Origin of the sequence: Paraburkholderia sp. IMGN_8 (assembly GCF_038050405.1) — a bacterium.
Classification (GTDB): Bacteria; Pseudomonadota; Gammaproteobacteria; order Burkholderiales; family Burkholderiaceae; genus Paraburkholderia.
Genome location: NZ_CP150900.1, coordinates 4,172,376 through 4,197,392 on the forward strand (window position 1 = coordinate 4,172,376; position 25,017 = coordinate 4,197,392).

Annotated in this window: 19 protein-coding genes; 8 read left to right on the plus strand and 11 right to left on the minus strand. The window is 62.4% G+C overall.

Annotation, left to right across the window (positions count from 1 at the left end):
* Window positions 1-194 precede the first annotated feature (194 nt).
* The 7 genes from WN982_RS18980 (at window position 195) to WN982_RS19010 (ending at window position 10,061) form a co-directional block, all read left to right on the plus strand.
* On the plus strand, window positions 195-1,181 hold the full coding sequence (locus tag WN982_RS18980) for a LacI family DNA-binding transcriptional regulator (RefSeq protein WP_341313441.1): 987 nt from the start codon (window positions 195-197) through the stop codon (window positions 1,179-1,181).
* A complete protein-coding gene (locus WN982_RS18985) occupies window positions 1,178-2,476 on the plus strand; it encodes an AGE family epimerase/isomerase (protein ID WP_341313442.1) in 1,299 nt (432 codons plus the stop codon). The genes WN982_RS18980 and WN982_RS18985 overlap by 4 nt, the downstream gene beginning before the upstream one ends.
* A gap of 5 nt (window positions 2,477-2,481) precedes the next feature.
* Window positions 2,482-3,390, plus strand: a complete 909-nt coding sequence (locus WN982_RS18990; RefSeq protein WP_341313443.1) for a carbohydrate kinase — start codon at window positions 2,482-2,484, stop codon at window positions 3,388-3,390.
* Window positions 3,391-4,370: 980 nt separating this feature from the next.
* Window positions 4,371-4,601 carry a hypothetical protein gene (locus tag WN982_RS18995; RefSeq protein ID WP_341313444.1) on the plus strand — a complete coding sequence of 77 codons (231 nt, stop codon included), beginning with the start codon at window positions 4,371-4,373 and terminating at the stop codon, window positions 4,599-4,601.
* Between the two features lie 61 nt (window positions 4,602-4,662).
* Window positions 4,663-4,908, plus strand: coding sequence for a hypothetical protein (locus WN982_RS19000; protein WP_341313445.1), 246 nt, complete (start codon window positions 4,663-4,665; stop codon window positions 4,906-4,908).
* Between the two features lie 196 nt (window positions 4,909-5,104).
* The gene (locus WN982_RS19005; RefSeq protein WP_341313446.1) at window positions 5,105-6,073 is read left to right on the plus strand and encodes an ion channel; all 969 of its coding nucleotides are present in this window, start codon (window positions 5,105-5,107) and stop codon (window positions 6,071-6,073) included.
* A 400-nt stretch (window positions 6,074-6,473) separates the two neighbouring features.
* Window positions 6,474-10,061 carry an indolepyruvate ferredoxin oxidoreductase family protein gene (locus WN982_RS19010; RefSeq protein ID WP_341313447.1) on the plus strand — a complete coding sequence of 1,196 codons (3,588 nt, stop codon included), beginning with the start codon at window positions 6,474-6,476 and terminating at the stop codon, window positions 10,059-10,061.
* 67 nt (window positions 10,062-10,128) lie between these two features.
* Here the strand turns inward: WN982_RS19010 and WN982_RS19015 are convergent, their stop codons facing one another.
* Complete coding sequence (locus tag WN982_RS19015; RefSeq protein WP_341313448.1) at window positions 10,129-10,830, minus strand: copper homeostasis protein CutC; 702 nt, start codon at window positions 10,828-10,830, stop codon at window positions 10,129-10,131.
* 35 nt (window positions 10,831-10,865) lie between these two features.
* On the minus strand, window positions 10,866-12,143 hold the full coding sequence (locus WN982_RS19020) for an EAL domain-containing protein (protein ID WP_341313449.1): 1,278 nt from the start codon (window positions 12,141-12,143) through the stop codon (window positions 10,866-10,868).
* Window positions 12,144-12,536: 393 nt separating this feature from the next.
* Here WN982_RS19020 and WN982_RS19025 point away from each other — a divergent pair, with 393 nt between their 5' ends.
* A complete protein-coding gene (locus tag WN982_RS19025) occupies window positions 12,537-14,192 on the plus strand; it encodes a Na+/H+ antiporter (protein WP_341313450.1) in 1,656 nt (551 codons plus the stop codon).
* A gap of 835 nt (window positions 14,193-15,027) precedes the next feature.
* Here WN982_RS19025 and WN982_RS19030 read toward each other — a convergent pair.
* From WN982_RS19030 to WN982_RS19070, 9 genes are all read right to left on the minus strand, one after another.
* Complete coding sequence (locus WN982_RS19030; protein ID WP_341313451.1) at window positions 15,028-16,335, minus strand: solute carrier family 23 protein; 1,308 nt, start codon at window positions 16,333-16,335, stop codon at window positions 15,028-15,030.
* 176 nt (window positions 16,336-16,511) lie between these two features.
* Window positions 16,512-18,077: a methyl-accepting chemotaxis protein gene (locus tag WN982_RS19035; protein WP_341313452.1), complete on the minus strand. Its 1,566-nt coding sequence runs from the start codon at window positions 18,075-18,077 to the stop codon at window positions 16,512-16,514.
* Window positions 18,078-18,520: 443 nt separating this feature from the next.
* Window positions 18,521-19,138 carry a DUF2239 family protein gene (locus WN982_RS19040; protein ID WP_341313453.1) on the minus strand — a complete coding sequence of 206 codons (618 nt, stop codon included), beginning with the start codon at window positions 19,136-19,138 and terminating at the stop codon, window positions 18,521-18,523.
* A gap of 110 nt (window positions 19,139-19,248) precedes the next feature.
* Window positions 19,249-20,760 (minus strand): sensor domain-containing diguanylate cyclase, encoded by a 1,512-nt coding sequence (locus WN982_RS19045; protein ID WP_341313454.1) that lies wholly within the window; start codon window positions 20,758-20,760, stop codon window positions 19,249-19,251.
* A 258-nt stretch (window positions 20,761-21,018) separates the two neighbouring features.
* Window positions 21,019-21,720 (minus strand): NAD(P)H-binding protein, encoded by a 702-nt coding sequence (locus WN982_RS19050; RefSeq protein WP_341313455.1) that lies wholly within the window; start codon window positions 21,718-21,720, stop codon window positions 21,019-21,021.
* Complete coding sequence (locus tag WN982_RS19055; RefSeq protein ID WP_341313456.1) at window positions 21,717-22,667, minus strand: oxidoreductase; 951 nt, start codon at window positions 22,665-22,667, stop codon at window positions 21,717-21,719. The genes WN982_RS19050 and WN982_RS19055 overlap by 4 nt, the downstream gene beginning before the upstream one ends.
* Before the next feature lie 11 nt (window positions 22,668-22,678).
* A complete protein-coding gene (locus WN982_RS19060) occupies window positions 22,679-23,554 on the minus strand; it encodes an SDR family NAD(P)-dependent oxidoreductase (RefSeq protein ID WP_341313457.1) in 876 nt (291 codons plus the stop codon).
* A gap of 57 nt (window positions 23,555-23,611) precedes the next feature.
* Window positions 23,612-24,184: a TetR/AcrR family transcriptional regulator gene (locus WN982_RS19065; protein WP_341313458.1), complete on the minus strand. Its 573-nt coding sequence runs from the start codon at window positions 24,182-24,184 to the stop codon at window positions 23,612-23,614.
* 490 nt (window positions 24,185-24,674) lie between these two features.
* The gene (locus tag WN982_RS19070; RefSeq protein WP_172167237.1) at window positions 24,675-25,016 is read right to left on the minus strand and encodes a cytochrome C oxidase subunit IV family protein; all 342 of its coding nucleotides are present in this window, start codon (window positions 25,014-25,016) and stop codon (window positions 24,675-24,677) included.
* Window position 25,017: the final 1 nt, after the last annotated feature.

The following is a 25,017-nucleotide window of genomic DNA, read 5'->3' on the forward strand; positions in this document are numbered from 1 at the left end:
GCTTTGCCGAGCCGCTCAAAACAGGTGCTGTTTAGCAGCTTTTACTAAACACAATATTCATGGAAATATCCATATATACGGGTATTTCCCGGTATCGATCGCGTGTTTTCGGGGCTGTTTTAGGCGGGTTTTACTATACAATCGCCCGAACTTAAACACCGTACGGCCGCCCTCCGTTGCGGCCGCTTCATTCGATGGCCACAACCATCCGCGACGTCGCCCGGGCAGCCAGCGTGTCGATCGGCACCGTCTCACGCGCACTGAAGAACCAGCCGGGCCTCTCCGAGGCCACTCGCGTGCGCGTCGTCGAAGCCGCGCGGCAGCTCGGCTATGACGCCGCCCAGTTGCGCCCGCGCATCCGCCGCCTCACTTTCCTGCTGCATCGGCAGCACAACAACTTCGCGGTCAGCCCGTTCTTTTCGCACGTGCTGCACGGCGTCGAAGACGCGTGCCGTGAACGCGGCATCGTCCCGTCCGTACTGACTGCAGGCCCGACTGAAGACGTGATCCAGCAGATGCGCCTGCACGCGCCGGATGCGGTGGCGATCGCCGGTTTCGTCGAACCCGAAACGCTGACCATGCTGGTTGCGATGCAGCGCCCGCTCGTGCTGATCGATCTGTGGGCGCCCGGCTTGCGCTCGGTGAATCTGGAGAACGCCGCGGGCGCCACGCTCGCCATGCGCCATCTGTTCGAACAGAAACGCACGCGCGTCGCGTTCATCGGCGGGTCGCTCGCGCACTTCAGCATTGCACAGCGCGCGCTCGGTTACCGGCGCGCGTTTTTCGAAGCGGGTTTGCTGTTCGACCCGTCGCTGGAAGTGACCATCGACGCCGGCCTCGATCCCGACAGCGGCGCCGCACGCGCGATGCACCAGTTGCTCGACGCACCCGGCGCACGACCCGACGCCGTGTTTGCCTATAACGACGCCGCCGCGCTCGCCGCGCTGCGCGCGTGTCTCGCGCGCGGCCTGCGCGTGCCCGAGGACATCGCGATCATCGGTTTCGACGATATTCCCGCCGCCGCCCACGCCACGCCGCCGCTGTCGACCATTTCGGTCGACAAGGAAGCGCTCGGCCGGCGCGGCGTCGAGCTGCTGCTTGAAGACGCACCCGCCAAACTGGAAGTCCGCTTGCCCGTCCATCTCATTGCCCGTGCCAGTACTTTGGTGAAACAGCCATGATGCAATCCGATCCGCTTCACTCCGCAGCAAACGGCGCGGCCCATGCCAATGCCGTTCCCGCTGCGGTGCCGCCCGTCGACAACTTCCGCGGCCGCGATTTTCTGCTCGCGCATGTGCAGGACACGCTGCGCTTTTACGCACCGAACGTGCTCGACCCAAGCGGCGGCTTCTTCCATTTTTTCCGCGACGACGGTTCGGTCTACGACAAGACCACGCGCCATCTGGTGAGCAGTTGCCGCTACGTCTTCAACTACGCGATGGCGTATCGCCAGTTCGGCGACCCGCAGCATCTCGAGTACGCGCGTCACGGTTTGCGTTTTCTGCGCGAAGCGCACTGGGACGCCGAGCACGAAGGCTACGACTGGGAGCTCGAATGGCGCGACGGCAAGAAGCGCACGCTCGACGCGACGCGTCACTGCTACGGCCTCGCGTTCGTGCTGCTCGCGTATTCACATGCGGCGCTGGCCGGCATCGACGAAGCCAGGCCGATGATCGGCGCAACCTTCGAGTTGATGGACCACCGCTTCTGGGACGCCGCCGCGGGCCTCTACGCCGACGAAGCGACGCCCGACTGGCGCGTCAGTTCGTACCGCGGCCAGAACGCGAACATGCACACCACCGAGGCGTTGCTCGCCGCGCACGAAGCGACCGGCCACCTCGTCTATCTGGATCGGGCGGAACGGGTGGCGTCGAACATCACGCTGCGTCAGGCGAAGCTGTCGCAGGGGCTGGTGTGGGAGCACTTTCACGCGGACTGGTCGATCGACTGGCATTACAACGAAGAAGACAGCTCGAACATTTTCCGTCCGTGGGGGTTTCAGCCGGGGCATCAGACCGAGTGGGCGAAGCTGCTGCTGATTCTCGAACGATATCGTCCGCTGCCGTGGCTGCTGCCGCGCGCCATCGAGCTGTTCGACGCCGCCATGATGCACGCGTGGGACGAAGACCACGGCGGCCTCTATTACGGCTTCGGTCCGGACGGCACCGTTTGCGACCACGACAAGTATTTCTGGGTGCAGGCTGAAACGTTCGCGACTGCTGCGCTGCTCGGCAAGCGCACGGGCAACGAACGCTTCTGGGACTGGTACGACGAGATCTGGCGCTACAGCTGGGCGCATTTCGTCGATCACAAGTATGGCGCGTGGTATCGCATCCTCACCTGCGATAACCGCAAGTACAGCGACGAAAAGAGTCCTGCCGGCAAGACCGACTATCACACAATGGGCGCATGCTACGAAGTGCTGGCGCATGCGCTGCCTTCCGGCGAGGCTGAGACGCCTGAATCCGCGGAGTGAACAAAATGAGCGCGAACACCGAATTTCCCTTCTTCGTTTCTGCCGGCGACATCCTCACCGATCTCGTGCGGACTGGCGCATCGCAATGGCTGTCGCGTCCTGGCGGCGCCGGCTGGAATGTCGCGCGTTGCGTGGCGCGGCTTGGTTTACCGACTGCGTGCGCCGGTTCACTGGGCGTCGACAACTTCTCCGACGACCTCTGGAACGCGAGCGTCGCCGCGGGCCTCGACATGCGCTTCATGCAGCGCGTGGAGCGCCCTCCTTTGCTGGCGATCGTTCACCAGACGCATCCGCCTGCGTATTTCTTCATGGGCGAGAACGGCGCCGATCTCGCGTTCGATCCGGCGCGCTTGCCGGCTGGCTGGATGGAGCAGGTGAAGTGGGCGCATTTTGGTTGCATTAGCCTTGTGCGGCAGCCGCTGGGCGACACGCTTGCCGGGCTGGCGGCTGAGTTGCGCTCGCGCGGTGTGAAGATCAGTTTTGATCCGAACTATCGGAACCTGATGGAGCATGGGTATGAGCCGACTTTGCGGAAGATGGCTGCGCTGGCTGATTTGATCAAGGTGTCGGATGAGGATTTGCGATTGCTGTTCAAGTCCGCCGATGAGGCGGGCGCGTTGGCGCAATTGCGGGAGATGAATCCTTCTGCCACGGTGCTCGTGACGCGTGGGTCGGAGACGGCAATGTTGATCGATGGCGCCAAGGTGGTTGAGGCTCGGCCGCCTCGGGTTGAGGTTGTCGATACTGTTGGGGCTGGGGATGCTTCTATTGGCGGTTTGCTGTTTAGCTTGATGACTGCTCCGCAGAGGTCCTGGTCAGAGCATCTGGCTTTTTCTTTGGCCGCTGGCGCGGCGGCGTGTAGGCATGCTGGGGCGCATGCGCCTTCTTTAGATGAGGTTGTAGCTCTGTTGTAGTTGTTTTTTTGCCTTTGGCGGCGGCATTGTTGGTGTGCCTATGGCGTTGGCCTTTCCTTGTTTTGTTAGTGGTCTATTAGCGTCGCCCCTGTGCGGGGCAGGCACTTACTTTCTTTGCCGCCGCAAAGAAAGTAAGCAAAGAAAGCGGCTTCACACCGCTAATTCTTAAGCGGGTCCCCTGGCTTGGAGGAGGCAGTGGAGCATCTGGAATCGGTGCCCTCGCGCACTCCGCGCTGGTGACAAGGCAGTCATTCTTCCGGCGGCGCTGCGCGCGCCGCAGCGGTACTTCATCAAACCACCGGGCGTTTTGGCGCAGCGGTACTTCATCAAGCCGCCTGGCGGTTTGGGCGCCTGCGCCTGGTTCGGCGCGGTGGCTCGCACTCCCTTCCCCAATGCCTCGCCTAGGCGCTAGTGTTTCGCCCTCGCGTTCCCCATATCCGGCGAAGGCGATAGCGTCTCGCTCGCGGTGGCGGCCCGTACTCGCACACCTCGGCGCCGCGCCGAGGCGAAGCCGATGGCACCCACCGCGCACAAGCGAAGCCCCTGGTTTCCCTTGCAGACCGTTTCGACGAGCACGCAGTGCGAGGCGGGAAGGATGACACCGGAGGCGCAAATCCGCGATCGGTTTTGAGAAGTACCGCCACGGCGCGCGCAGCGCCGCCGGAAGAATGACTGCCTTGTCACCAGCGCGGAGTGTGCGAGAACACTGATTCCAGATGCTCCACTACCCCCTCCAAGCCAGGAGACCCGCTTAAGAGTTAGCGGTGTGAAGCCGCTTTCTTTGCTTACTTTCTTTGCGGCGGCAAAGAAAGTAAGTGCCCGCCCCGCACAGGGGCGACGCTAATAGACCACTAAGAAAACAAGGAAAGGCCAACGCCGTAGGCACACAGAAGAATGCCGCCGCGAAGGCAAAAGCCAAAAGGCAAAAACCAAAACCACGTGCTACGATGAACTTTAACCCCCTGGAAGGAGAGCCCCCAATGGAAGACATCACCTACACCAAGGGCATCTACACAGCCACCGCCTCGGTACGAGAACTAAAAAGAGACGAATTCCAGGGCGTGGTAGCCCTCTCGCGCGACGAAGGCGACGAAACCGCCGACCCAGAAACCACGGTCTACCAAGTCGAAGCCACGTCATTAACGCCAGAAGAAGCACTCGAGGAAGCCAAAGCCCTCGCCCACCGAATCCTCGGTGAAATCGAACTTTAGGCATCACGGCGCCGTGCCGATCACACTGCGCCATCCCTGAACCAACCGGCCGGAGGCGATCATGGATGAACAGCTCTTCCTCCACGGCGTCTACTCGATTCATGTCCGCCCACTCGAACTGGACGGCGCACGCTGGGACGCGGAATACGAAATCCGTCATCGTGAAAAAGCCGTCAAGTCGTGGACGACCGTCGGCGACGATGACGGCTACGCGGACGAAGCCGAAGCAATCGCCGCAGCGCATCAACAAGCCGTCGACGATATAGAACACGGCGCCGGTGTTCCAAAGCCACGCGCATTTCCATAGACATGGAAGAGCCGGAGCAAGCGCGCCGATCACGCCCCACAGTAAGCAAGCGCACCAGCCGGACAAGCATCCCAGCGCTCGCCAGAATCGCCGTAGAGGCGCCGCTTTCACCATCCGCGCAGCACCCTCGAAAATCACCTTCCGTGCACCGATCGTCGTGCTACGCTTTGCGCGTTTTCCTCTCCCCGAGCACGTGATGGCTACCGAACCGTCAGACCGCTTTCCCGGCATCGGCGACGCCGAAGCACGCGCGCAACGACGTCGCGCGCGCGGCAGCCGCGAGATGCGCCTGGACGATCGCGTGGTCGTCGCGCACGGTATGCCGACGCCGCTCTGGCAGGATCTCTATCACCGCGCACTAGTGGTCCGCTGGCCGACGTTTTTCGTGTCGCTCGCTGTGCTGTTTCTGCTGCTCAACACGGTGTTCGCCACGCTCTACATGCTCGGCGCGGCGTCGATCGCCAATCAGTTTCCGGCAGGTTTCGGCGGCGCATTCTTCTTCAGCGTCGAAACGCTCGCCACAGTCGGCTACGGCGACATGCATCCGCAAACCGTCTACGCACACTGGATCGCGACGCTGGAAATCTTTGTCGGCATGTCCAGCATCGCGTTGGCGACAGGGCTGATCTTCGCGCGTTTTTCGCGCCCGCATGCAAAGATCATGTTTGCCCGCTACGCGATCGTGCGGCCGCTAGAAGGCCGCATGACGCTGATGGTGCGCGCCGCCAACGCCCGTCAGAACGTCATCGCCGAAGCACGCGCAAGGCTGCGCATCATGCGGCAGGAAACGACCGTCGAAGGCTATACGCTGCGCAAGCTCTATGACCTGACCCTGGTGCGCGATCAGCATCCCGTGTTCAAACTGGGCTGGAGCCTGATGCACGTCATCGACGAAAGCAGCCCGTTGTTCGGTGAAACCGCCGAAACACTCAAGGGCCGCGACACGTCCCTGTTGCTCACGCTCGAAGGGGTCGACGAATCGACTTCCCAGACCATGCAGGCACGCCACCTGTGGACTTGCGATCAGATCTACTGGCATTACCGCTTCGTAGACATCATGCGCGAGGAAGACGGCGTGAGTCACATCGATTACTCGCATTTCAACGAGATCGTGCCACTCGACTCGGCGCCCGTCGCGGTCATGGAGAAGGCGCCGGCGCCATAAACCTCGCAGCCAGTTCGACAGCGAGAATCGTATGGTCATGAGGGCCACCAGGCGCTTGTGCCTAGGCTACTTTTTCCTGAACACCACGCACCAGGGCATACCCGAATCCACCCGATGCGTGGCAAATCCATCTCAAAACTTCATTAAATCGCGCGGACCTTCGCGCCTATTCGCTGTTCGCCGATCAAACTAGCAAAAATCCACTCTAATCGGCGCTAAAAAATAGAGTCTCTTTCGCTGCGTCACTTTTGTGGTCCCCACCACGCGCGCGGATGCAAAACAGCAACCATCTTGCATGGGATCGGAGTAAGTGCTTTGCATGGGACCAAAGTAAGCGCTAAAGCGCTAACTCTGGTCAACAGCTAAAGCGCTAACTCCGATCGACAACGGAGACTCACCCATGACCGCTCGCCTGCCCGTCGACGGCACGCCCGCTCTCGCCGACTACAAGCTGTCCGATAACCTTACCGCGACGCGCGGCCGCATCTTCCTCACCGGCACGCAGGCGCTGGTGCGCCTCACGTTGATGCAGCGCGCGGCCGACAAGGCGCGCGGCATGAACACCGCCGGTTTCATCAGCGGCTATCGCGGTTCGCCGCTCGGTATGGTCGACCAGCAGTTGTGGAAGGCGAGCAAACTGCTCACGGCGAGCGATATCCGCTTTCTGCCGGCGATCAACGAAGAACTCGGCGGCACCGCGGTGCTCGGCACGCAGCGCGTGGAGTCGGACCCGGAGCGCACCGTCGAAGGCGTGTTCGCGATGTGGTACGGCAAGGGCCCAGGCGTGGATCGCGCGGGCGATGCGCTGAAGCACGGCAACGCGTACGGCTCGTCGCCGCACGGCGGCGTGCTGGTGGTGGCGGGCGACGACCACGGCTGCGTGTCGTCGTCGATGCCGCATCAGAGCGACTTCGCGTTGATGGCCTGGCACATGCCGATCGTGAATCCGTCGAACATCGCCGACATGCTCGAATTCGGACTGTACGGCTGGGCGCTGTCGCGCTTCTCGGGCGCGTGGGTCGGCTACAAGGCGATCTCCGAAACGGTCGAATCCGGCTCGACCGTGGACCTCGACGCGCTGCAGACCGAATGGACGATTCCACAGGATTTCGAAGCACCCGCCGGCGGCCTGCACAACCGCTGGCCCGATCTGCCGAGCCTGACGATCGAATCGCGGATGCACGCGAAGCTCGACGCGGTGCGCCATTTCGCGCGTACCAACAGCATCGACAAATGGATCGCGCCGAGTCCGCACGCGAACGTCGGTATCGTGACGTGCGGGAAGGCCCATCTGGATCTGATGGAAACGCTGCGCCGGCTCGACTTGACGGTCGCGGATCTGGAAGCGGCCGGCGTACGGATCTACAAGGTCGGCTTGTCGTTTCCTTTGGAAATGACGCGCATCGACGCATTCGTTTCAGGCCTGTCCGAAGTGCTGGTGATCGAGGAGAAAGGCCCGGTCATCGAGCAGCAGATCAAAGACTATCTGTACAACCGCACTCAAGGCGCGCGTCCGATCGTGATCGGCAAGAACGCTGAAGACGGCGCCATGCTGCTGTCGTCGCTCGGTGAATTGCGGCCGTCGCGCATTCTGCCGGTATTCGCGAACTGGCTCGCGAAGCACAAGCCGGCGCTCGATCGCCGCGAACGCGTGGTCGATCTGGTGGCGCCGCAAATCCTCTCGAACGCCGCGGATGGCGTGAAGCGCACGCCGTATTTCTGTTCGGGCTGTCCGCACAACACCTCGACCAAGGTGCCCGAAGGTTCGATCGCGCAAGCGGGGATCGGCTGTCACTTCATGGCATCGTGGATGGAGCGCGACACCACCGGGTTGATCCAGATGGGCGGCGAAGGCGTCGACTGGGCCTCGCATTCGATGTTCACGAAAACGCGTCACGTGTTCCAGAATCTCGGCGACGGCACCTACTTTCACTCCGGCATTCTCGCGATCCGCCAGGCGGTGGCCGCGAAAGCCACCATTACGTACAAGATTCTCTATAACGACGCGGTCGCGATGACGGGCGGCCAACCGGTCGACGGCAGCATCTCGGTGCCGCAGATCGCGCGCCAGGTGGAAGCCGAAGGTGTGTCGCGCTTCGTCGTGGTCAGCGACGAACCCGAGAAATACGACGGTCATCACGATCTGTTTCCGAAGGGCACGACGTTCCACCATCGCAGCGAAATGGACACCGTGCAGCGCGAACTGCGCGATACCGACGGCGTCACCGTGCTGATCTACGACCAGACCTGTGCGGCGGAAAAACGGCGTCGCCGGAAAAAAGGCGAGTTTCCCGATCCGGACAAGCGCCTGTTCATCAACGAAGAAGTCTGCGAAGGCTGCGGCGATTGCGGCGTGCAGTCGAATTGTCTGTCGGTCGAGCCGGTGGAGACCGCGCTGGGCCGCAAGCGTCGCATCGATCAATCGTCGTGCAACAAAGACTATTCATGCGTGAACGGTTTCTGCCCGAGCTTCGTCACCGTCGAAGGCGGCAAGCTCAAGAAAGCCGCGGGCGCCGCGTTCGATCCTCAAGCGCTTGCTGCACACGTCGACGCATTGCCGATTCCCGCAACGCATCTCGACGCCGCGCCTTACGACATCCTCGTGACCGGTGTCGGCGGCACCGGCGTCGTGACGGTCGGCGCATTGATCAGCATGGCCGCCCATCTGGAAGGCAAGAGCGCGTCGGTGCTCGACTTCATGGGCTTCGCGCAAAAGGGCGGCTCGGTGTTGTCGTTCGTGCGCTTCGCCGCGCGCGACGAGTGGCTCAACCAGGTCCGCATCGACACGCAACAGGCCGATTTGCTGCTCGCCTGCGATATGGTGGTGGGCGCGAGCGCCGATGCGCTGCAAACGGTACGTCATGGCCGCACGCGCATCGTCGTCAACACGCACGCCATTCCGAACGCGACCTTTGTGCAGAACCCGGACGCGACGCTTCACGCGGACGCATTGCTCGACAAGATGCGTCACGCGGCGGGTCCGGAACGCATGTCCACTTGCGATGCGCAAGCGCTCGCCACGCGCTTTCTCGGCGACACCATCGGCGCGAACATTCTGATGCTCGGTTATGCCTGGCAACTCGGTTTGGTGCCCGTATCGTTCGCCGCGATGATGCGCGCGATCGAGTTGAACAACGTCGCGGTGCAGATGAACCAACTGGCGTTTTCGATCGGCCGTCTGGCTGCCGAAGATCCGGCTGCGCTCGAATCGCTGTGGCAAGCGCGGCACCTGGCGAAGCAGGCGGTGCGCGTCGATACGCTCGACGAACTGATCGCGCATCGCGAGGCACGTCTTCAAACGTACGGCGGCGCGCGCTATGTGAAGCGTTATCGCGCGCTGGTCGACGCGGCGCGGCGTGCGGAAGGTACGGTGGATGCGAAGAGCGAACGCATCACGCGCGCCGTGGCGACGACGTTCTATCGCCTGCTCGCAGTAAAGGACGAATACGAAGTGGCGCGTCTGCATACGGACAGCGCGTTCCGCGAAGCGCTCGAAGCACAATTCGAAGGGGTTGCCGGCAAGGACTTCGGCATCAATTTCAACCTCGCGCCGCCAACGCTCGCGCGCCCGAAGCCCGGTGTCAATCCGACCAAGAAGACCTTCGGTCAATGGATGTGGCCGGTGCTCGGCATGCTGGCGAAATGGCGCGGTCTGCGCGGCACGATGCTCGATCCGTTCGGCCACACGCTCGAGCGCAAGATGGAGCGCGAACTCGCCGACAACTACGAAACGACGCTGCAACGCGCTTTCGCGAAGCTCAATGCAAACAATGCCGAAGACGTCGCGAAGCTGGCCGACCTGCATGCTCGCGTGCGCGGTTATGGTCACGTGAAGCTGGCGAATCTGGCGGGCGTGAAGCGTGGCGAGCGCGATCTGGCTGCAAGCTTGCAGATCGAAGCGGCGACGGGTGCGTCGGTGAAGAAGTCGTTGGAAGAGGTGAAGGGCGCCGGGCAGTTGCGCGGAATTCCGGTGGTCGTGGCGAAGTAATGTCGCACATGAACGAAAAATGCCGCTTCGAGGTGAATCTCGAAGCGGCATTTTTTTGCCTGATGATTTAGCTACGCACGGCGTCCAGTAGCGCTCTGACTCGCGCGACTTTTGCCGCATCGACTGGCGTGAGGCCATTGCCGCCAACGCGCACGCCGGAACCGAAGTGCACCGCCTCAACCTGGGTGGCGTGCACAAATCCGGCGACTGCGTCGACGGTCAAGCCCGCGCCCGCCAGCACCGTGCAATGCGAACCTGACGCTTGCCGCACCAGTGCTCGTATCGTTTCTTCAGCTTGCAGCACCGACGGCTTGCCACCCGAAGTCAGCACGTTCCCAATCGCGTCGAAACCGAGCAGCACGTCGAACGCTTTTTGCAGATCGCGCGTTTCATCGAACGCGCGATGGAAGGTGATCGCGAGGCCATCCGCCGCATCGATCGCGCGCGCGAGCCCGTCGCGGTCGATCTCACCGTCAGCGGTCAGCATGCCGATCACCACGCCGTTGGCGCCTGCCGCCGCAATCGCCCGCACGTCGCGCAGCATCACGGCGTAGTCATCGGCGTCGAACACGAACGAGCGGCTGTGCGGACGCACGATCACGTTCACTGGAATCCCGGCCGCCGCAACCACCGCTTCGATCAAACCGATGCTCGGCGTCAGGCCGCCCTCGCCCATCGCGGTGACGAGTTCGATGCGGTTGGCGCCGGCTTGCGCGGCAAGCCGCGCGTCGGCGACGGTGGTGGCGATGACTTCAAGTAAAACGGACATGAGAGCGGCTGAGCGTCGTTAAAAACGACATGATCTCAGAACCGCTCTTCGTCGACCCAGTCAATATCGCCGCACAGCACGCAAATCCGCTCGCCGACACGCGTCGCCACCGACAGCGTCACGCACGGCAACGCCTCATTGATCGACAGATACGGACGCGTCACATGCACGCGTTCCGGCGCATTGATCGCCGCACGGAAATACGGACGACGCAGCCAGTTCGCCCCTTGCGCGTCGGCGAGCGGCAGGAAGCGCGTTTCGTGCGCCGCTCGATCGGCGCGCAGCACGACGTTGCGGCCCGCCTGCCTGCCTTTCGCGTCGAGCAGGAAACAGCGCGCGGCATGATCGAGTGCGAGAAAATTCCAGCACACTTCCTCGAGCGGCTCGCCGGCGGCCAGCCGTTCCGCGGTGCGCTCGAACGCGCGCAAATACGGCGCGAGCCGGCTCGTGTTGCGGCGTTCGCGCGCCTCGGTCTGATCGCGGTAGCGATCGGTGAGCTCGCCGATGCATGCCGCCGCATGCGGCGCGTCGGCTGCGCCCGGATTCGGACGGCCGAAGAAAAACCCCTGCACGAAGTCGGCATCGCAAGCGAGCGCCATCTGCGCTTCGTGTTCGGTTTCGACGCCTTCGATCAGCACCAGTTTGCCCGCCTCGTGCAACAGCGCGACCAGCCCCGGCAGAATCGTCGCCATATCGGAACGGTGCGCGGCGTGCGACAGCATGATGCGGTCGAGCTTCACGATATCGGGATTCAACTGCCAGATCCGCTCGACATTCGAATGGCCCGCGCCGAAATCGTCGAGCGCGATCAGGAAGCCGCGCTCGCGGAACTGGCGCACCGCGTCGGCAAGACGTTCAAGGTCGTCCGCGCGCTGTTCGAGCACTTCGAGCACGATGCGCCGCGGCGGCAAATCGAGCCGGCGCAGATTGGCCAGCAACGCGGCGGAGTGATACGGATCGGTGAGCGCGCCGGGATGGACGTTCAGGAACAGCCACTCCCGCTCGGCGCCGAGCACCTTGAAGTTTTCCAGATGCAGCGTCTGGGCCAGCCGGTCCAATTGAAGAATGTCGCCCAGCCGCGCCGCCTCGCCGAATACGTCGAGCGGCGACACGGGCCGGTCCAGCGCGTCGTGCGCGCGCAGCAAGCCCTCGTAACCGACCGCCCGCATATGCGACAGGCTGAAAATCGGTTGAAACACGCTGGTCAATGTCAGTTCGCCGTGCTGCACGGAGAAGCGTTCGAGCCCCGAGGTCACTTCGACCTCGAAGCCATGCGGCGCGGCGGCCGTTCTTTCCTGTTGCGCAATCGTCATGCAATCCTCTCACGCGAGAGCCGGGCCGGTCCGAACGCGGAAGCGAACAACCACGGCGCCGTTTCTCAAAATGTGCGTCATCGATATTGCTTAAGCAAGCTCCGTGCGCACGCTGGCGCACATTCGAATGAAATTCGCATGAAAGATTGCACCGACAGAATGGTCCATGCGTCGGGTGTGGGCGCGGCGCGCACCGTTGCGGTGCATTGCCTTCCATAGGCGCTTGTTGCCGGGATGCACAGTGCCTTGCCCGCCGGACGATGGTGACAAGCGTTGTCGGGATAAACTTCAGCCTTACGTTTTCCTTTTACACCCTTGCTCCTCGTGACTGAACCGCGGCGACATCGTCGATGATGACAGAGGAAACGCCGTTATATCTCCAGAAATAGACCGATGGAAATTGTCTTTACCGTATTGATTCTTTTGCTTGCAGTCGCCGCTTCCGGCGTCGCGACCCGGCTGCTTCCGTTTGCGTTACCGCTGCCGCTCGTACAGATTGCGATCGGTTCGTTGCTCGCATGGCCGAGGCTCGAACTGCACGTCACCTTCGACCCGGAAATTTTCATGATGCTGTTCATTCCGCCGCTGCTGTTCGCGGACGGATGGCGCATACCCAAGCGCGAGTTGTTCATGGCGCGCCGCGCCATCCTGATGCTCGCGCTCGGGCTGGTGTTCATGACGGTGCTGGCGGTCGGCTATTTCGTGCATGCGCTGGTGCCCTCGATCTCGTTGCCGGTCGCGTTCGCGCTCGCCGCCGTGCTCTCGCCGACTGACGCGGTGGCGCTCAGCGGCATCGTCGGCAAGGGCAGGATTCCGGGGCGGCTGATGCACATCCTCGAAGGCGAAGCGTTGATGAACGACGCGTCGGGCCTTGTTGCGTTGAAGTTTGCGATTGCGGCGGCGTTGACCGGCGTATTTTCGCTGCGCGACGCGTCGATCAGCTTCGTGATTATCGCGGTGGGCGGTCTCGCGATCGGCGCGGCGGTGAGCTGGTTGTTCAGCATCGTATCGGCGCGCTTTCTGATCGTCACCGAAGAAGGCGACCCGGCGCCGGGCGTTGTGATGACGCTGCTGATTCCGTTCGCCGCGTATCTGATCGCCGAGCGCTTCGAATTGTCGGGCATTCTGGCCGCGGTTGCAGCCGGCATGATGATGAATTACGCGGGCGTTGCTCACGCCGGACCGGTGGCGTCGCGTGTTCGCGCTGCCAGCACGTGGACGATGATCGAGTTTGTCTTCAACGGCATGGTGTTCATTCTGTTGGGGCTGCAGCTTCCGCACATTCTTGGCCGGGCGTTGCTCGACGCGCACGAGACCAGCAACACGCAGGTGTGGCTGCTGATCGGCTACATCGCCGCGGTGGCCGCGGCGCTCTACGCGATGCGTTTCGTCTGGGTGTGGCTGCTGCGCTGGTTCGCGAGCCGCGGCGCGGCGAAGCACGGCATGACGAATGCGGTGCCGGGACTACGCACGGTGACCGTGACGACGGTGGCGGGCGTGCGCGGCGCGGTGACGCTGGCGGGCGTGTTGTCGTTGCCGGAAGTGTTGCCGGGAGGCACGCCGCTGCCGGGACGGGACCTGGCGATTTTCATCGCGTCGGGGGTGATTCTGACGTCGCTGTTGGTGGCGGTGGTGGCATTGCCGTTGTTGCTGCGAGGCTGGCGGAGGGGGAAGGATCCGCATGCTGCGGAGGAAACGCTGGCGAGGACGCATGCGGCGCAGGCCGCGATTCGCGCGGTTGATGCATTGCATGACGCTGAGTGTGCGGATCTTGATGAATCGGCATCGGCATATGCGGCGGATGTCACCGCCAGGGTGATGGATTTGTATCGGCGAAGGCTCGCTACGCTTGGAGATGAGCAGGAACCGCGGGAGTTGGCGCGGCGTTCCGATGCGCTTGAATTTCGGATGAAGTTGGCGGCGATGAGAGCAGAGAGGAAGGCGCTGCTTGCGCTGCGGAATACGCAGAAGATTAATGATGAGACTTTGAATAAGTTAATGAGGGAAGTGGATTTGTTCGAGACTGCGCTTACTAGTCGAAGTAGGTAAGCGTAAGTGGTTTTTTTGCCTTCGCGGCGCTTGTGTCTGTGTGCCTGCGGTGTTGGCCTTTCCTTGATTTCTTAGTGGTCTATTAGCTTCGCCCCTGTGCGGGGCAGGCACTTACTTTCTTTGCCGCCGCAAAGAAAGTAAGCAAAGAAAGCGGCTTCACACCGCTAACCCTTAAGCGGGTCCCCTGGCTTGGAGGAGGCAGTGGAGCATCTGGAATCAGTGTTCTCGCACACTCCGCCCTCGTGACAAGGCAGTCATTCTTCCGGCGGCGCTGCGCGCGCCGTGGCGGTACTTCTCAAAACCGATAGCGAATTGGCGTCTCCGGTGTCATCCTTCCCGCCTCGCACTACGTGCTCGTCGGAACGGTCTGCAAGGGAAACCAGGGGCTTAGTTTGTGCGCGGTGGGGCCATCGGCTGCACCACGGCGGTACGCCATCGAGCTATCACGGTGGAGTGAGCGCCGACAAGCATTTCGAATGCGCATGAATCTCCCCATTGCAGCGATGCGCGCATTACCGCGGCGGCAAAACGTGGCGAGCGGTTTTGTGAAGTACCGCCACGGCGCGCGCAGCGCCGCCGGAAGAATGACTGCCTTGTCACGAGGGCGGAGTGTGCGAGAACACCGATTCCAGATGCTCCACTACCTCCTCCAAGCCAGGGGACCCGCTTAAGAGTTAGCGGTGTGAAGCCGCTTTCTTTGCTTACTTTCTTTGCGGCGGCAAAGAAAGTAAGTGCCTGCCCCGCACAGGGGCGACGCTAATCGACCACTAAGAAATCAAGGAAAGGCCAACGCCGCAGGCACACAGACATAAGCGCCGCGTAGGCAAAAAAACCCTTAAACCAAAGCCCCCTTCACAGCCTTCCGCCGAAGAAGAGCATACAAAATGATCGCTCCAAAGGTAGCGGTACCGATACCACCTAACCCAAATCCACCGAGCTTCAGCGAAAAATCCCCTGCCCCAAGCACCAACGTCACCGCCGCAACAATCAAATTCCGATTATCGGAAAAATCAACCTTATTAACGACCCAAATCCTGGCGCCGGTAACGGCAATCAACCCAAACACAACAATCGACACCCCACCCAGCACCGGCCCGGGAATCGTCTGAATCACTGCCCCGAACTTCGGCGAAAAGCCCAGAACCAAAGCAATGAGTGCAGCAACAACAAACACCAGCGTCGAATAAATCTTGGTCACAGCCATCACACCGATGTTCTCGGCATAAGTCGTCACCCCCGTGCCACCCGCGGCGCCAGAAACAATCGTCGCGAGTCCGTCGCCAAGAAAAGCACGCCCCACATAACGGTCAAGGTTCTGACCGGTCATCGCACTCACCGCCTTGATATGCCCAAGATTCTCAGCAACAAGAATCACGGCGATCGGCGCGAGCAACGTCATCGCCTGCACGTTGAAAACAGGCGCGGTGAAATGCGGCATGCCGAACCACGCAGCATTCGCGACAATCGAGAAGTCAATCGGCTTACCCATGCCGAGCCCGTTCGTCACGATCGCGTAAATCACGTACGCCATCAGCAGACCAACCAGAATCAACAGGCGCTGCAACATGCCGCGCGCAAACACCGCCACCGCGCCGACACAAAGCACCGTAACCAGCGCCATCCACGAATCGAAGTTGCTGCCGCTCACGCCATGTACCGCGATCGGCGCAAGATTCAACCCGATCACGCAGACGATCGCCCCCGTCACGACCGGCGGCATCAGCGTTTCAATCCATCGGGTGCCCACCGCCGACACGATCAGCCCGATAACCGCGTACACCGCCCCGCACGCGATGATCCCGCCCAGCGCAACCGGAATGTTCATATTGGGCCCATGTCCGCCGTACCCCGTCACCGCGATCACCAGTCCGATGAACGAGAAACTCGAACCGAGATAGCTCGGCACGCGGCCACCCACCAGCACGAAGAACAGCAACGTGCCGATCCCCGACATGAAAATGCACAGATTCGGATCGAAACCCATCAGCAGCGGCGCGAGCACGGTCGAGCCGAACATCGCGACGACGTGCTGGACGCCCATCGCGAACATCTGCGGCCACGCGAGCCGCTCGTCAGTGCCGACGATCCGGCCTTCGGCGGCGTTCGGCTGGGCGCGCCAGCGGGGAAAGTAGGAATCGGCCATGGCGGGGGTTCTCCTCTGTCGGCGTTATGGTGGAGGGCGCCGGAAAACGGCGCCGTCTTTGAATTACGCGCGAGTGTACGGAGTGCCAATAGCCCTGGCAAGCGCGGCGAAAAGCACGGCAACACCCGCGCTGACAGACGCAGTGAACAGCATGTCCACCCAAATCACGGACGCAATCACCACTGCCGCGCTTCCAGCGAGAACACCGTGACGGCCGACTTCAACTGCCTTGCCTGGTCCGCCATCGACGCCGCCGCCGCCGCGGCCTGCTCGACCAGCGCGGCATTCTGTTGGGTCACGTCGTCCATCTGCGCGACCGCGCGGTTCACTTCCTCGATGCCGGTGCTTTGCTCCTGCGACGCCGACGAAATCTCGCCCATGATGTCGGTCACGCGTTTGACCGCATGTGTGACTTCGGCCATCGTCTGACCGGCGCGCTCGGCCAGTTCGGCGCCGCTTCCCACACGCGCCGTGGAGCGCTCGATCAACTCCTTGATCTCCTTGGCCGATACCGCGCTGCGCTGCGCGAGCGAACGCACTTCGCCGGCTACCACCGCAAAGCCGCGCCCCTGTTCGCCAGCACGCGCCGCCTCCACCGCCGCGTTCAGCGCGAGGATGTTGGTCTGGAACGCGATGCCTTCGATCACCGCAATGATGTCGGTCATCCGCTTCGAACCCGCAGCCAGTTCACGCATCGTTTCGACCACGTCGCCGACCAGGCTGCTGCCACGCGCCGCCACTTCCGACGCGCCATGCGCTACACCACCCGCCTGCTGCGCGTTCTCGGCGTTCATCTTCACCGTCGAGGTCAGTTGCTGCATGCTCGACGCGGTTTCCTGCAGCGCGGCGGCCTGCTCTTCGGTGCGTTGCGACAAATCAGTGTTGCCCTGCGCGATCTCGCCCGATGCCAGCAGGATCGATTCGCTCGACTCGCTGATGCCGGACACGATGCCCGCGAGGCGCTCACGCATGTTGCGCAACGCGAACAGCATGCTGGAGGTGTCGCCGGTGCGAGTGTCGACACGCACGCTCAGGTCTCCATCCGCGATACGGTTGGCGATATGCATCGCGTAATCGGGCTCGCCGCCAAGCTGACGCGACAGGCGCCCCGCGATCACCGCCGCGAGCAACGTACCTGCCACGATCGCGCCCAGCACCAACGCGAGCATCGCGACGCGCATGTGCCGATACCCGGCAGTGGCGTCCTGCTGCGCTTCATTGGCTTGCTGACGGCGATAGTCGATCAGCGCCGTGATGCGATCGCGCAGCGCCTCGCTCGACGCAATCGCGCGGCGCACGAGTTCATTGTTATCGACGCCGGCCGGGACCGGTTCGAGGCCGATCTGCTGATGCACGATGCCCTCCCACACCGCCGACTTGCGCAGCACCTCGTCGAACATTTCCTGACCCTTGCTGGTCGCGATCGTCGCGCGGTACTGGTCGTACGCGCCGTGCATGCTCTTGAGCGAACCGACAATGCCGTCCTTCAACTTTTGACGGCCGGCGTCGTCGCTGGCGTAGCCGAGATTCGCCGCGGCAAGATCGGAGTCGATCTTGTGGCGGTTCGCTTCTTCCATCCAGTAAAGCCCGTTCATGTGCTGATCGCAGATGGCATCAGTAATGCCATGCATCGACGACAGCGTCGTCAGCGAAGTCCCGCCGATCACGACGCAGAACCCGATCACAACGGCAAACGCCAGCAGCAGCTTCTTGAATACGGTCATGCGGTCGAACCACTTCATTTCACATCCTTCAAAAGTCCTGACGGGACGCGCGCCGCTGCGCGATGGCGAGACAGTTCGCGACTTTTCACGTTTTTCAAATACGCAGCGGCGCGTCCATCTCTTTTACGGCGGCCAAAAGAGAGACCTGAAGCGAGAAATGCCGGGAATAACTGGGACAGGATGCTGTAAGCAATGCTCGACGCGCGGGGCCAGTTCGGAGAAACCGACGGTCGCTCGCTGTGCCGCAGAGGCGACGCTGGCGCGGTGTGTGGGGATTGGGAGTTGTCTGATATATCCGCGGCAGCCGGACTCTTAAACTTTCTTTTGCTGCGTTCACCTCCATGAGTAAGCGCATGCGATGTTGTTGTAACTCTCCGACTTTCCGCTCACGCTTCCCCGGTGTGAGCGGTTTTTTTGCCTATCCGTTTTTGTCGCCGACGGGCTCGGACTGTTGTTCGGCGCTAGGCAAGCGTGACGAAGACGTTGGCGGCAAGCCGCAGCGTGTGATCGCGCACATCAGTGGGCCAAGCCGCGACGATGTCTTCAAAGCGAGACCGATCGTCAGCGTACAAGGCGCGTGTGGCGTCTTCATAACCAGGCAGATTGCCGGCTAGCGCGGTCATGAAGCGATAAACCGCTTCCTGCACCGCACGTTTGCGGTCCTTGTCCTCGCTGGCCGACCGGGCCGCATCGACCAGTTTGCGCAGCGCAACCGAAGCGCCGCCTGACTGGCCGTTCAGCCAATCCCAATGACGCGGCAACAACGTGACTTCTCTTGCCACCACGCCGAGTTTGGGCCGGCCACGGCCTCGCGGGGAGGTGTCGTCTTCCGTGGTGTCGGCGGCTTGTGTGGACGGGTCGCCGGACTCATGCGTGGCCAGCCTCGCCAGAATCTCTTCAGGCGTGCCGCGCAAATCGAACTCGACCGCGCGGCTCGTCACGTCGTCGAAAATCAGAACCGGCGCCTGTTCGCCGCGTTCGAGCAACGCTCGCACCGCCAGCGCCACGTCAGGCAAGGCGCCTGAGGCAATGCGGCGGAGCCCTTCGAAGGCGGTGCAGGTGGCGATAGCGGTCGTCATGACAAACTCCAGTAAGGAAGAATTTGCCAAATTATATCCGGGTATAATTTAAACGCAATATATTACCCGGATGAAATTCAGAAGACTGCTCACGCGTCCCGCCACCCGGTTCATCGTTCGGGGTGCGTCGCCAGCGTGCCAGTCGCCGCGCGTGACGCCACCGGATAGCACAGCACGCGATTTCGGCCCGCGTCCTTGGCTTCGTAGAGCGCTTCGTCAGCGGCGTCCATCAGCGCGCGACTCGTCGCGAATGCCTGGCCTTTGGTGCAGGCAATGCCGATGCTGACGGTCAGCACATGGTGCGCGCTGGCTACGTGCCGTTTTTGGAGCGCCTGCACTGCGGCACGAATCTGCTCGGCGATGCGCGCTGCGCCGAGTTCGTCAGTATTGGGCAGCAGCACGGAGAACTCTTCGCCGCCGTAGCGGGCTGCCGTGTCACCCGGGCGCCGCACGTTCTGCGCAATGCAGCGTGCCACGCCGATCAACGCATCGTCGCCCGCCGAATGGCCGTAGAGATCATTGAAGCCTTTGAAACTGTCCACATCGATCAGCAGCGCCGACAGCGGCCATCCGTTGCGCTGCGCGCGGCGCCACTCCTCTTCCGCATGTTCCTCGAAGTTGCGGCGATTGTTCAGGCCGGTCAGCCCGTCGGTGCGCGCCAGCACACGCAACTCTTCTTCGGCCGCGAGGCGCCGTCGCAGTTGATGCGAGAACAGCACGGCCAGCGCGATGATCGTCAGATTGAGCGCGGCGATCAGCGTGCCGATGATCCACGCGCGACGCCGCCATTCCACGTAGATATCGTGCGTGGACAACGCGACATCGAGAATCAGCGGATAGATGTCGATATGGCGGAACGCATACCAGCGCTCGACCCCGTCGATCGCCGCCGTGCCGAAGAATTCCCCGCTCGGCTGCAGCGTGAAGCGAGTGTAGTTCGCGGTGCCGGTGAGACTGCGGCCGATGATTTTCGGATCGTACGGACGCCGCATCAGCATCGTGCCGTCGCTCAGCATCAACGCCATCGAGCCACCCGAGCCGAGGTTCATGCCGGTGAACAGACGCTGAAAGTAAGTGAGGCGCATCGTTCCGACCACCACACCGCCAAAGCTGCCGTCCGGTCGCGAGATGCGCCGGCTCAACGCGATGCTGACGGTTTTGCCGGCCACCTTGGGCATGAACGGATGACTCACGTACAGGCCGACGTTGGGCGAGTCGCGCTGAACTTTGAAGTAATCGCGGTCCGCCAGGTTTATCCGGCGCGGCGGACTCGCTTGCGAGTCGAACACGATGTCGCCCGCTTCGTTGGTGACGAGAAGCGAGCCCATGTCTTTCGCGCTGGCCGAGCCGTCGAACAGAACCATCTGGCGGATCTCCGGCGGCAGATCCAGGACGCCGGGATATTTCAGGCCCGCGAGCACCGCGCGCAACGACAGATCGTAAATTTCCAGATTGCGCGACACATCGCGCTCGACCAGCAGCGAGACGTTGAAGACCGAATCCTGGGCGCGCCGCAACGCGTCATCGCGCATCTGCGCCAGCACCCATACCGCGATCGCGAGTATCGCGCTGGCCAGCACGATACTGATAGCAATCAAGATGTTCGGTCGACGCGTCACCATTGTTTCTTCGTTCGGGCATGCGCTGACCCACGCGCGTGAGGAAGTTGGCCGCGTCTGGAGGCGCGTCCCGTGCAAACGGTAGCCTACCAGACGCTACAACACATCGAATGATCGAAAAGACGGGGGTTTTCGCGGATGATGCGGGCGTTGGATGACGGCCGGGCCAAAACCAGATGGCGCGTGACCGCGGCGGTGCCTTGTTATGGAGGCGGAATGCGGCGCGAGGGCGCCGCTTTCTCGCCCTCGCTGCGCGCATCGTCAGCCGATATGCGGATTGAGCGTGGGTTCGGACGCCCTGCGACTCAGCGAGCGGATATCGGCCACTTCGAGCACCGCTTTGCCGGCGCCGTGGCGCGCGACCGCCAGCATCGCCTGGCCGACATCTTCCGTGCTCAGGATCTGGTTGGGGAACAGCGCGCGCAGCGTCGACAGAAGAGGCTTGGCGGCGGCATAGAACAGCCGGTACGAACGGGTCTTCGAACGCGCGCCGTTAAGCGGCTGGATCACGCCGGGACGGAACAGATAGACGGCCTTGAACGGCAAGCGCTGCAACGCATTCTCGGTCTTGCCCTTGACGCGCGCCCACATGCTGCGGCCGTGCTCGGTGCTGTCGGTGCCCGCGCCGGACACGTAGACGAAGGTCATCTGCGGATTGAGACGGGCGAGCGTTTGCGCGGCCGCCAGCGTCAGGTCGTAGGTGAGGCGCGCATAGTCCGCCTCCCGCATGCCCGCCGACGACACGCCCAAGCAAAAGAAGCATGCATCAAAGCCCTTCAGCGACGCTTCGACCGCGCGATAGTCCATCAGGTCCGGTTGAATCAGTTCGTGCAGGCGCGGATCGAGCTGATCCGTGCGGGTGCGGCCAACCGTCTGGATCGCTTCGACGTCGGGCGCGCGCAGGCATTCGCGCAGCACGCCCTGGCCCACCATGCCCGTCGCGCCAAATATCAGAACCTTCATGATGCGTGCTCCATGGACGCGCCCGGCCAGCGCGCGCTGGTCAGTGCTTCGGATACCTCCCACAACCGCGCGGCAACCGCCTTGTCTTGCGCATGCCTCGCGATCCGTGCTTCGCCCGGCGGTCCCTTCATCTCGAACAGACCGCTCGGTCCGTAATAGCCACCGGGTTTGGCCTCGGGCGCGGTGGCAGCGAACAGTGTCGGCAACGCGCCGTCGGCAGCCGAATGGCTCGCCAGCGGCTCGATCGTCATGCGGTTGAGCATTTGCAGCAGACCGCTATCGCCAGGGCCGTTGGCGATCAGATCGGTGCGGGCGTAGCCGGGATGCGCCGCGTTGCTCAGCACTCCCCAGCCGTTCGCGTCGCTGCGGCGTTGCAATTCCAGCGCGAACATCAGCATGGCCAGCTTCGATTGCGCATACGCGGGCCAGGGTTTGTAGCTGCGTTGCCATTGCAGATCGTCGAAATGAATCGCTGCGCCGACCTTGTGCGCGCCGCTGCTCACGTTGACAACACGTGGCTGCCGGCCCGCGCGCAGCAGCGGCAGCAGCCGCTCGGTCAACGCAAAGTGACCCAGATAGTTGGTGCCGAATTGCAGCTCGAAACCGTCCGAAGTGGTTTGCCGCTTCGGCGGCATCATCACGCCGGCGTTGTTGATCAGCAGATCGAGCGCGCCATGCTCGTCTGCAAACTGCTCGGCGAACTGGCGCACCGAAGCAAGGCTCGCGAGATCGAGATGCGCGTAGCGGATCGACGCGCCCGGATGCTGCGCGCGGATCTTGTCGAGCGCCGTCTGGCCCTTTTCCGCGTTGCGTCCGGTCAGCACGACGTCCGCACCCGCTCCGGCAAGACCGAGCGCCGTCTCGAAACCCAGCCCGCCGGTCGCGCCGGTGATGACCGCGAGGCGGCCGGTCTGACGCGGGATGTCGTCGATGGTCCAATTCGCCATGTCGTTCGTCCTCAGGTTTGCGCCGCTGCCACGGGAAACCCGGGCAGTGGCGTCGGCGCGGTGAAATCCGTCGCGACGCTGACTGCTCGCCACGCTTCGGCGTTCGCCGCACGCGCTTTGTCGCCTTCACCGCAATAATGCAACGCATCGCTGCCCAACAGCAGGTGCGCCGGCAATTGATCGTGATAGGCGAGCTTCAGCACCACTTGCGCGACTTTCGCCGGATCACTGGTTTCGCGCCCGAGGTATTGGGACAGCATATCCGCTACCGCGCCGACCGATGCCACATAATCCGGCAGCAACGCGGGCGTCGCGCTGCCCGCCTCGGTGCCCCAGTCCGTTTTCATGCCGCCCGGCTCAAGCGCCGTCACGTGGACGCCGAACGGCGCGAGTTCCTGGCTGATCACCTCGGTAAAGCCGCCGACTGCCCACTTCGCCGCCTGATAAGCACTCAGGCCAGCAATCCCGACCCGCCCACCCACCGACGAAATCTGAATGATGTGCCCCGATCGCTGCTGCCGCAGCACAGGCAACGCCGCGCGCGTCACATTGACGACACCGTAGAAGTTGGTGTCGATCTGCGCACGGAAGTCGTCTTCGGGGGTTTGCTCGAACGGCGCCAGATGACCGAAGCCCGCGTTGTTGACGACCACATCGAGCCGGCCGAAAGCATCGATGGCGGCCTGCACAGCGTTGCGCGCCGCCGCCGGATCAGTGACGTCCAGCGCCACCGCACGAACCTGCCCGCCATAGCGCGCCAGCACATCCGCCAACTGTCGCGGATCACGCGCCGTTGCAACGACGCTCTCGCCGGCGCGCAACGCCGCTTCCACAATCTCGCGCCCGAGTCCTCGGGCACTGCCAGTAACCAGCCAGACCTTAGCCATATTGCGCTCCTTCGACAGTAAATGAGCAAGCAATCACTCATTAAATGGACAAAAAAATTAGCTTTGGGCGATGGCGTGCCAGAACGCCTCAAAGCCGGCCTTGCGATAGCGCTCGGCGTCGGCCGGTTCGCGAGCGATGAAATCCATGGTGGTCTCCGCCAGCGCCGCCATGATCGCCGACAGGAAGGCCGGCGGATGATCGCGCAACACGCCGCTCGCCACGCTCGCCTGAATCATTGCGTTGATGTCGGCGAACGACTGCATGCCGGTTGCGCGCGCACAATCGGTCAAACGTTCGGACACGGCCAATTGGGCCATTGCCCGGCGTTTCTGCGGCTGCGCCACGCCCCAATCGACAAACCTGTTCCAGACATGCTGCACGCGGTCGCGCACGCTGGCGTGCTTCGGGTACGTCGTCATCATGACTTCGCGCAGTTCCGCCTTGATGTCCAGGTAGAGCTGGTTCAGCAAATCGTCCTTATTGTCGAAGTAGGTGAACAGCGTTCCTTCGGCCACGCCCGCGACCTTTGCGATGCGCGCGGTCGGCGCGCCCAGGCCCTGCTCGGCAATCACCTCGGTGGCGGCGGCAAGGATAGCGTTGCGTTTGTCTTCGCTTTTGGGTCGGGCCATGCGGGTTCGCTTCGACTGCGCTGAATAAATGAGTGATTGCTCAATCATATCTTGCGAGGTGGCTCTGTTCAAGCCGTTTCTGCTGCAGGCACCTTGTCTTGTTGCCTATGGCGTTGGACTTTTATTTAGTTTTTTGCCTTCGCGGCGCTATGGGTTGTACGCGTGCGGCGGTGGATTTTTCTCTTCTTTTTGGTTTATTTAGCGTTCCCGCTGTGCTGTTTGCCTACTCGGCGCTTTGGGCTGTACGCCTGCGGTGGTGGCCTTTCCTTGATTTCTTAGTGGTCTATTAGCGTCGCCCCTGTGCGGGGCAGGCACTTACTTTCTTTGCCCACCAAGTGGACTTCCTTCGGGGCGCCGCCGCAAAGAAAGTAAGCAAAGAAAGCGGCTTCACACTGCTAATGCTTAAGCGGGTCTCCTGGCTTGGAGGAGGCAGTGGAGCATCTGGAATCGGTGTTCTCGCGCACTTTGCGCTGGTGACAAGGCGAAGGGGTCAGTGGAAGAAGAGTTCCCGCATGCCGAAGGTGTGATGCGCTTCGGCAGCCATCAGCACCAGCAGCACCAGCAGGCACAGGGGCGGTATCAGAATGGCGTACACCAGCGCCAGCCGCTCCCACATCATGTGCATGAAAATCGACACGATCAGCCCGGCCTTGGCGATCATGAGCACGACGATCAGCGCCCAGCGCAGCAGGCCCTGCACGTGGAAGTAATCCACCATGTACGACATCGTGCTCAGTACGAACAGCAGGCCCCAGATCTTCAGGTAGATGCCGATCGGATGCTGCTGGCCGTGCGCGGCGTCGGGTCGATGGGCGGGATCGGTGTGGTCCATG

Excerpts from the sequence above, each read along its gene's own strand:
- WN982_RS19070 (WP_172167237.1), bottom strand. The coding sequence starts at position 25,016 with ATGGACCACACCGATCCCGCCCATCGACCCGACGCCGCGCACGGCCAG.
- WN982_RS19045 (WP_341313454.1), bottom strand. The coding sequence starts at position 20,760 with ATGGTGACGCGTCGACCGAACATCTTGATTGCTATCAGTATCGTGCTG.
- WN982_RS19055 (WP_341313456.1), bottom strand. The coding sequence starts at position 22,667 with ATGGCGAATTGGACCATCGACGACATCCCGCGTCAGACCGGCCGCCTC.
- WN982_RS19015 (WP_341313448.1), bottom strand. The coding sequence starts at position 10,830 with ATGTCCGTTTTACTTGAAGTCATCGCCACCACCGTCGCCGACGCGCGG.
- WN982_RS19030 (WP_341313451.1), bottom strand. The coding sequence starts at position 16,335 with ATGGCCGATTCCTACTTTCCCCGCTGGCGCGCCCAGCCGAACGCCGCC.
- WN982_RS19000 (WP_341313445.1), top strand. The coding sequence starts at position 4,663 with ATGGATGAACAGCTCTTCCTCCACGGCGTCTACTCGATTCATGTCCGC.
- WN982_RS19025 (WP_341313450.1), top strand. The coding sequence starts at position 12,537 with ATGGAAATTGTCTTTACCGTATTGATTCTTTTGCTTGCAGTCGCCGCT.
- WN982_RS19065 (WP_341313458.1), bottom strand. The coding sequence starts at position 24,184 with ATGGCCCGACCCAAAAGCGAAGACAAACGCAACGCTATCCTTGCCGCC.
- WN982_RS18985 (WP_341313442.1), top strand. The coding sequence starts at position 1,178 with ATGATGCAATCCGATCCGCTTCACTCCGCAGCAAACGGCGCGGCCCAT.
- WN982_RS19050 (WP_341313455.1), bottom strand. The coding sequence starts at position 21,720 with ATGAAGGTTCTGATATTTGGCGCGACGGGCATGGTGGGCCAGGGCGTG.
- WN982_RS19010 (WP_341313447.1), top strand. The coding sequence starts at position 6,474 with ATGACCGCTCGCCTGCCCGTCGACGGCACGCCCGCTCTCGCCGACTAC.
- WN982_RS18990 (WP_341313443.1), top strand. The coding sequence starts at position 2,482 with ATGAGCGCGAACACCGAATTTCCCTTCTTCGTTTCTGCCGGCGACATC.
- WN982_RS18980 (WP_341313441.1), top strand. The coding sequence starts at position 195 with ATGGCCACAACCATCCGCGACGTCGCCCGGGCAGCCAGCGTGTCGATC.
- WN982_RS19020 (WP_341313449.1), bottom strand. The coding sequence starts at position 12,143 with ATGACGATTGCGCAACAGGAAAGAACGGCCGCCGCGCCGCATGGCTTC.
- WN982_RS19035 (WP_341313452.1), bottom strand. The coding sequence starts at position 18,077 with ATGAAGTGGTTCGACCGCATGACCGTATTCAAGAAGCTGCTGCTGGCG.
- WN982_RS19005 (WP_341313446.1), top strand. The coding sequence starts at position 5,105 with ATGGCTACCGAACCGTCAGACCGCTTTCCCGGCATCGGCGACGCCGAA.
- WN982_RS18995 (WP_341313444.1), top strand. The coding sequence starts at position 4,371 with ATGGAAGACATCACCTACACCAAGGGCATCTACACAGCCACCGCCTCG.
- WN982_RS19040 (WP_341313453.1), bottom strand. The coding sequence starts at position 19,138 with ATGACGACCGCTATCGCCACCTGCACCGCCTTCGAAGGGCTCCGCCGC.
- WN982_RS19060 (WP_341313457.1), bottom strand. The coding sequence starts at position 23,554 with ATGGCTAAGGTCTGGCTGGTTACTGGCAGTGCCCGAGGACTCGGGCGC.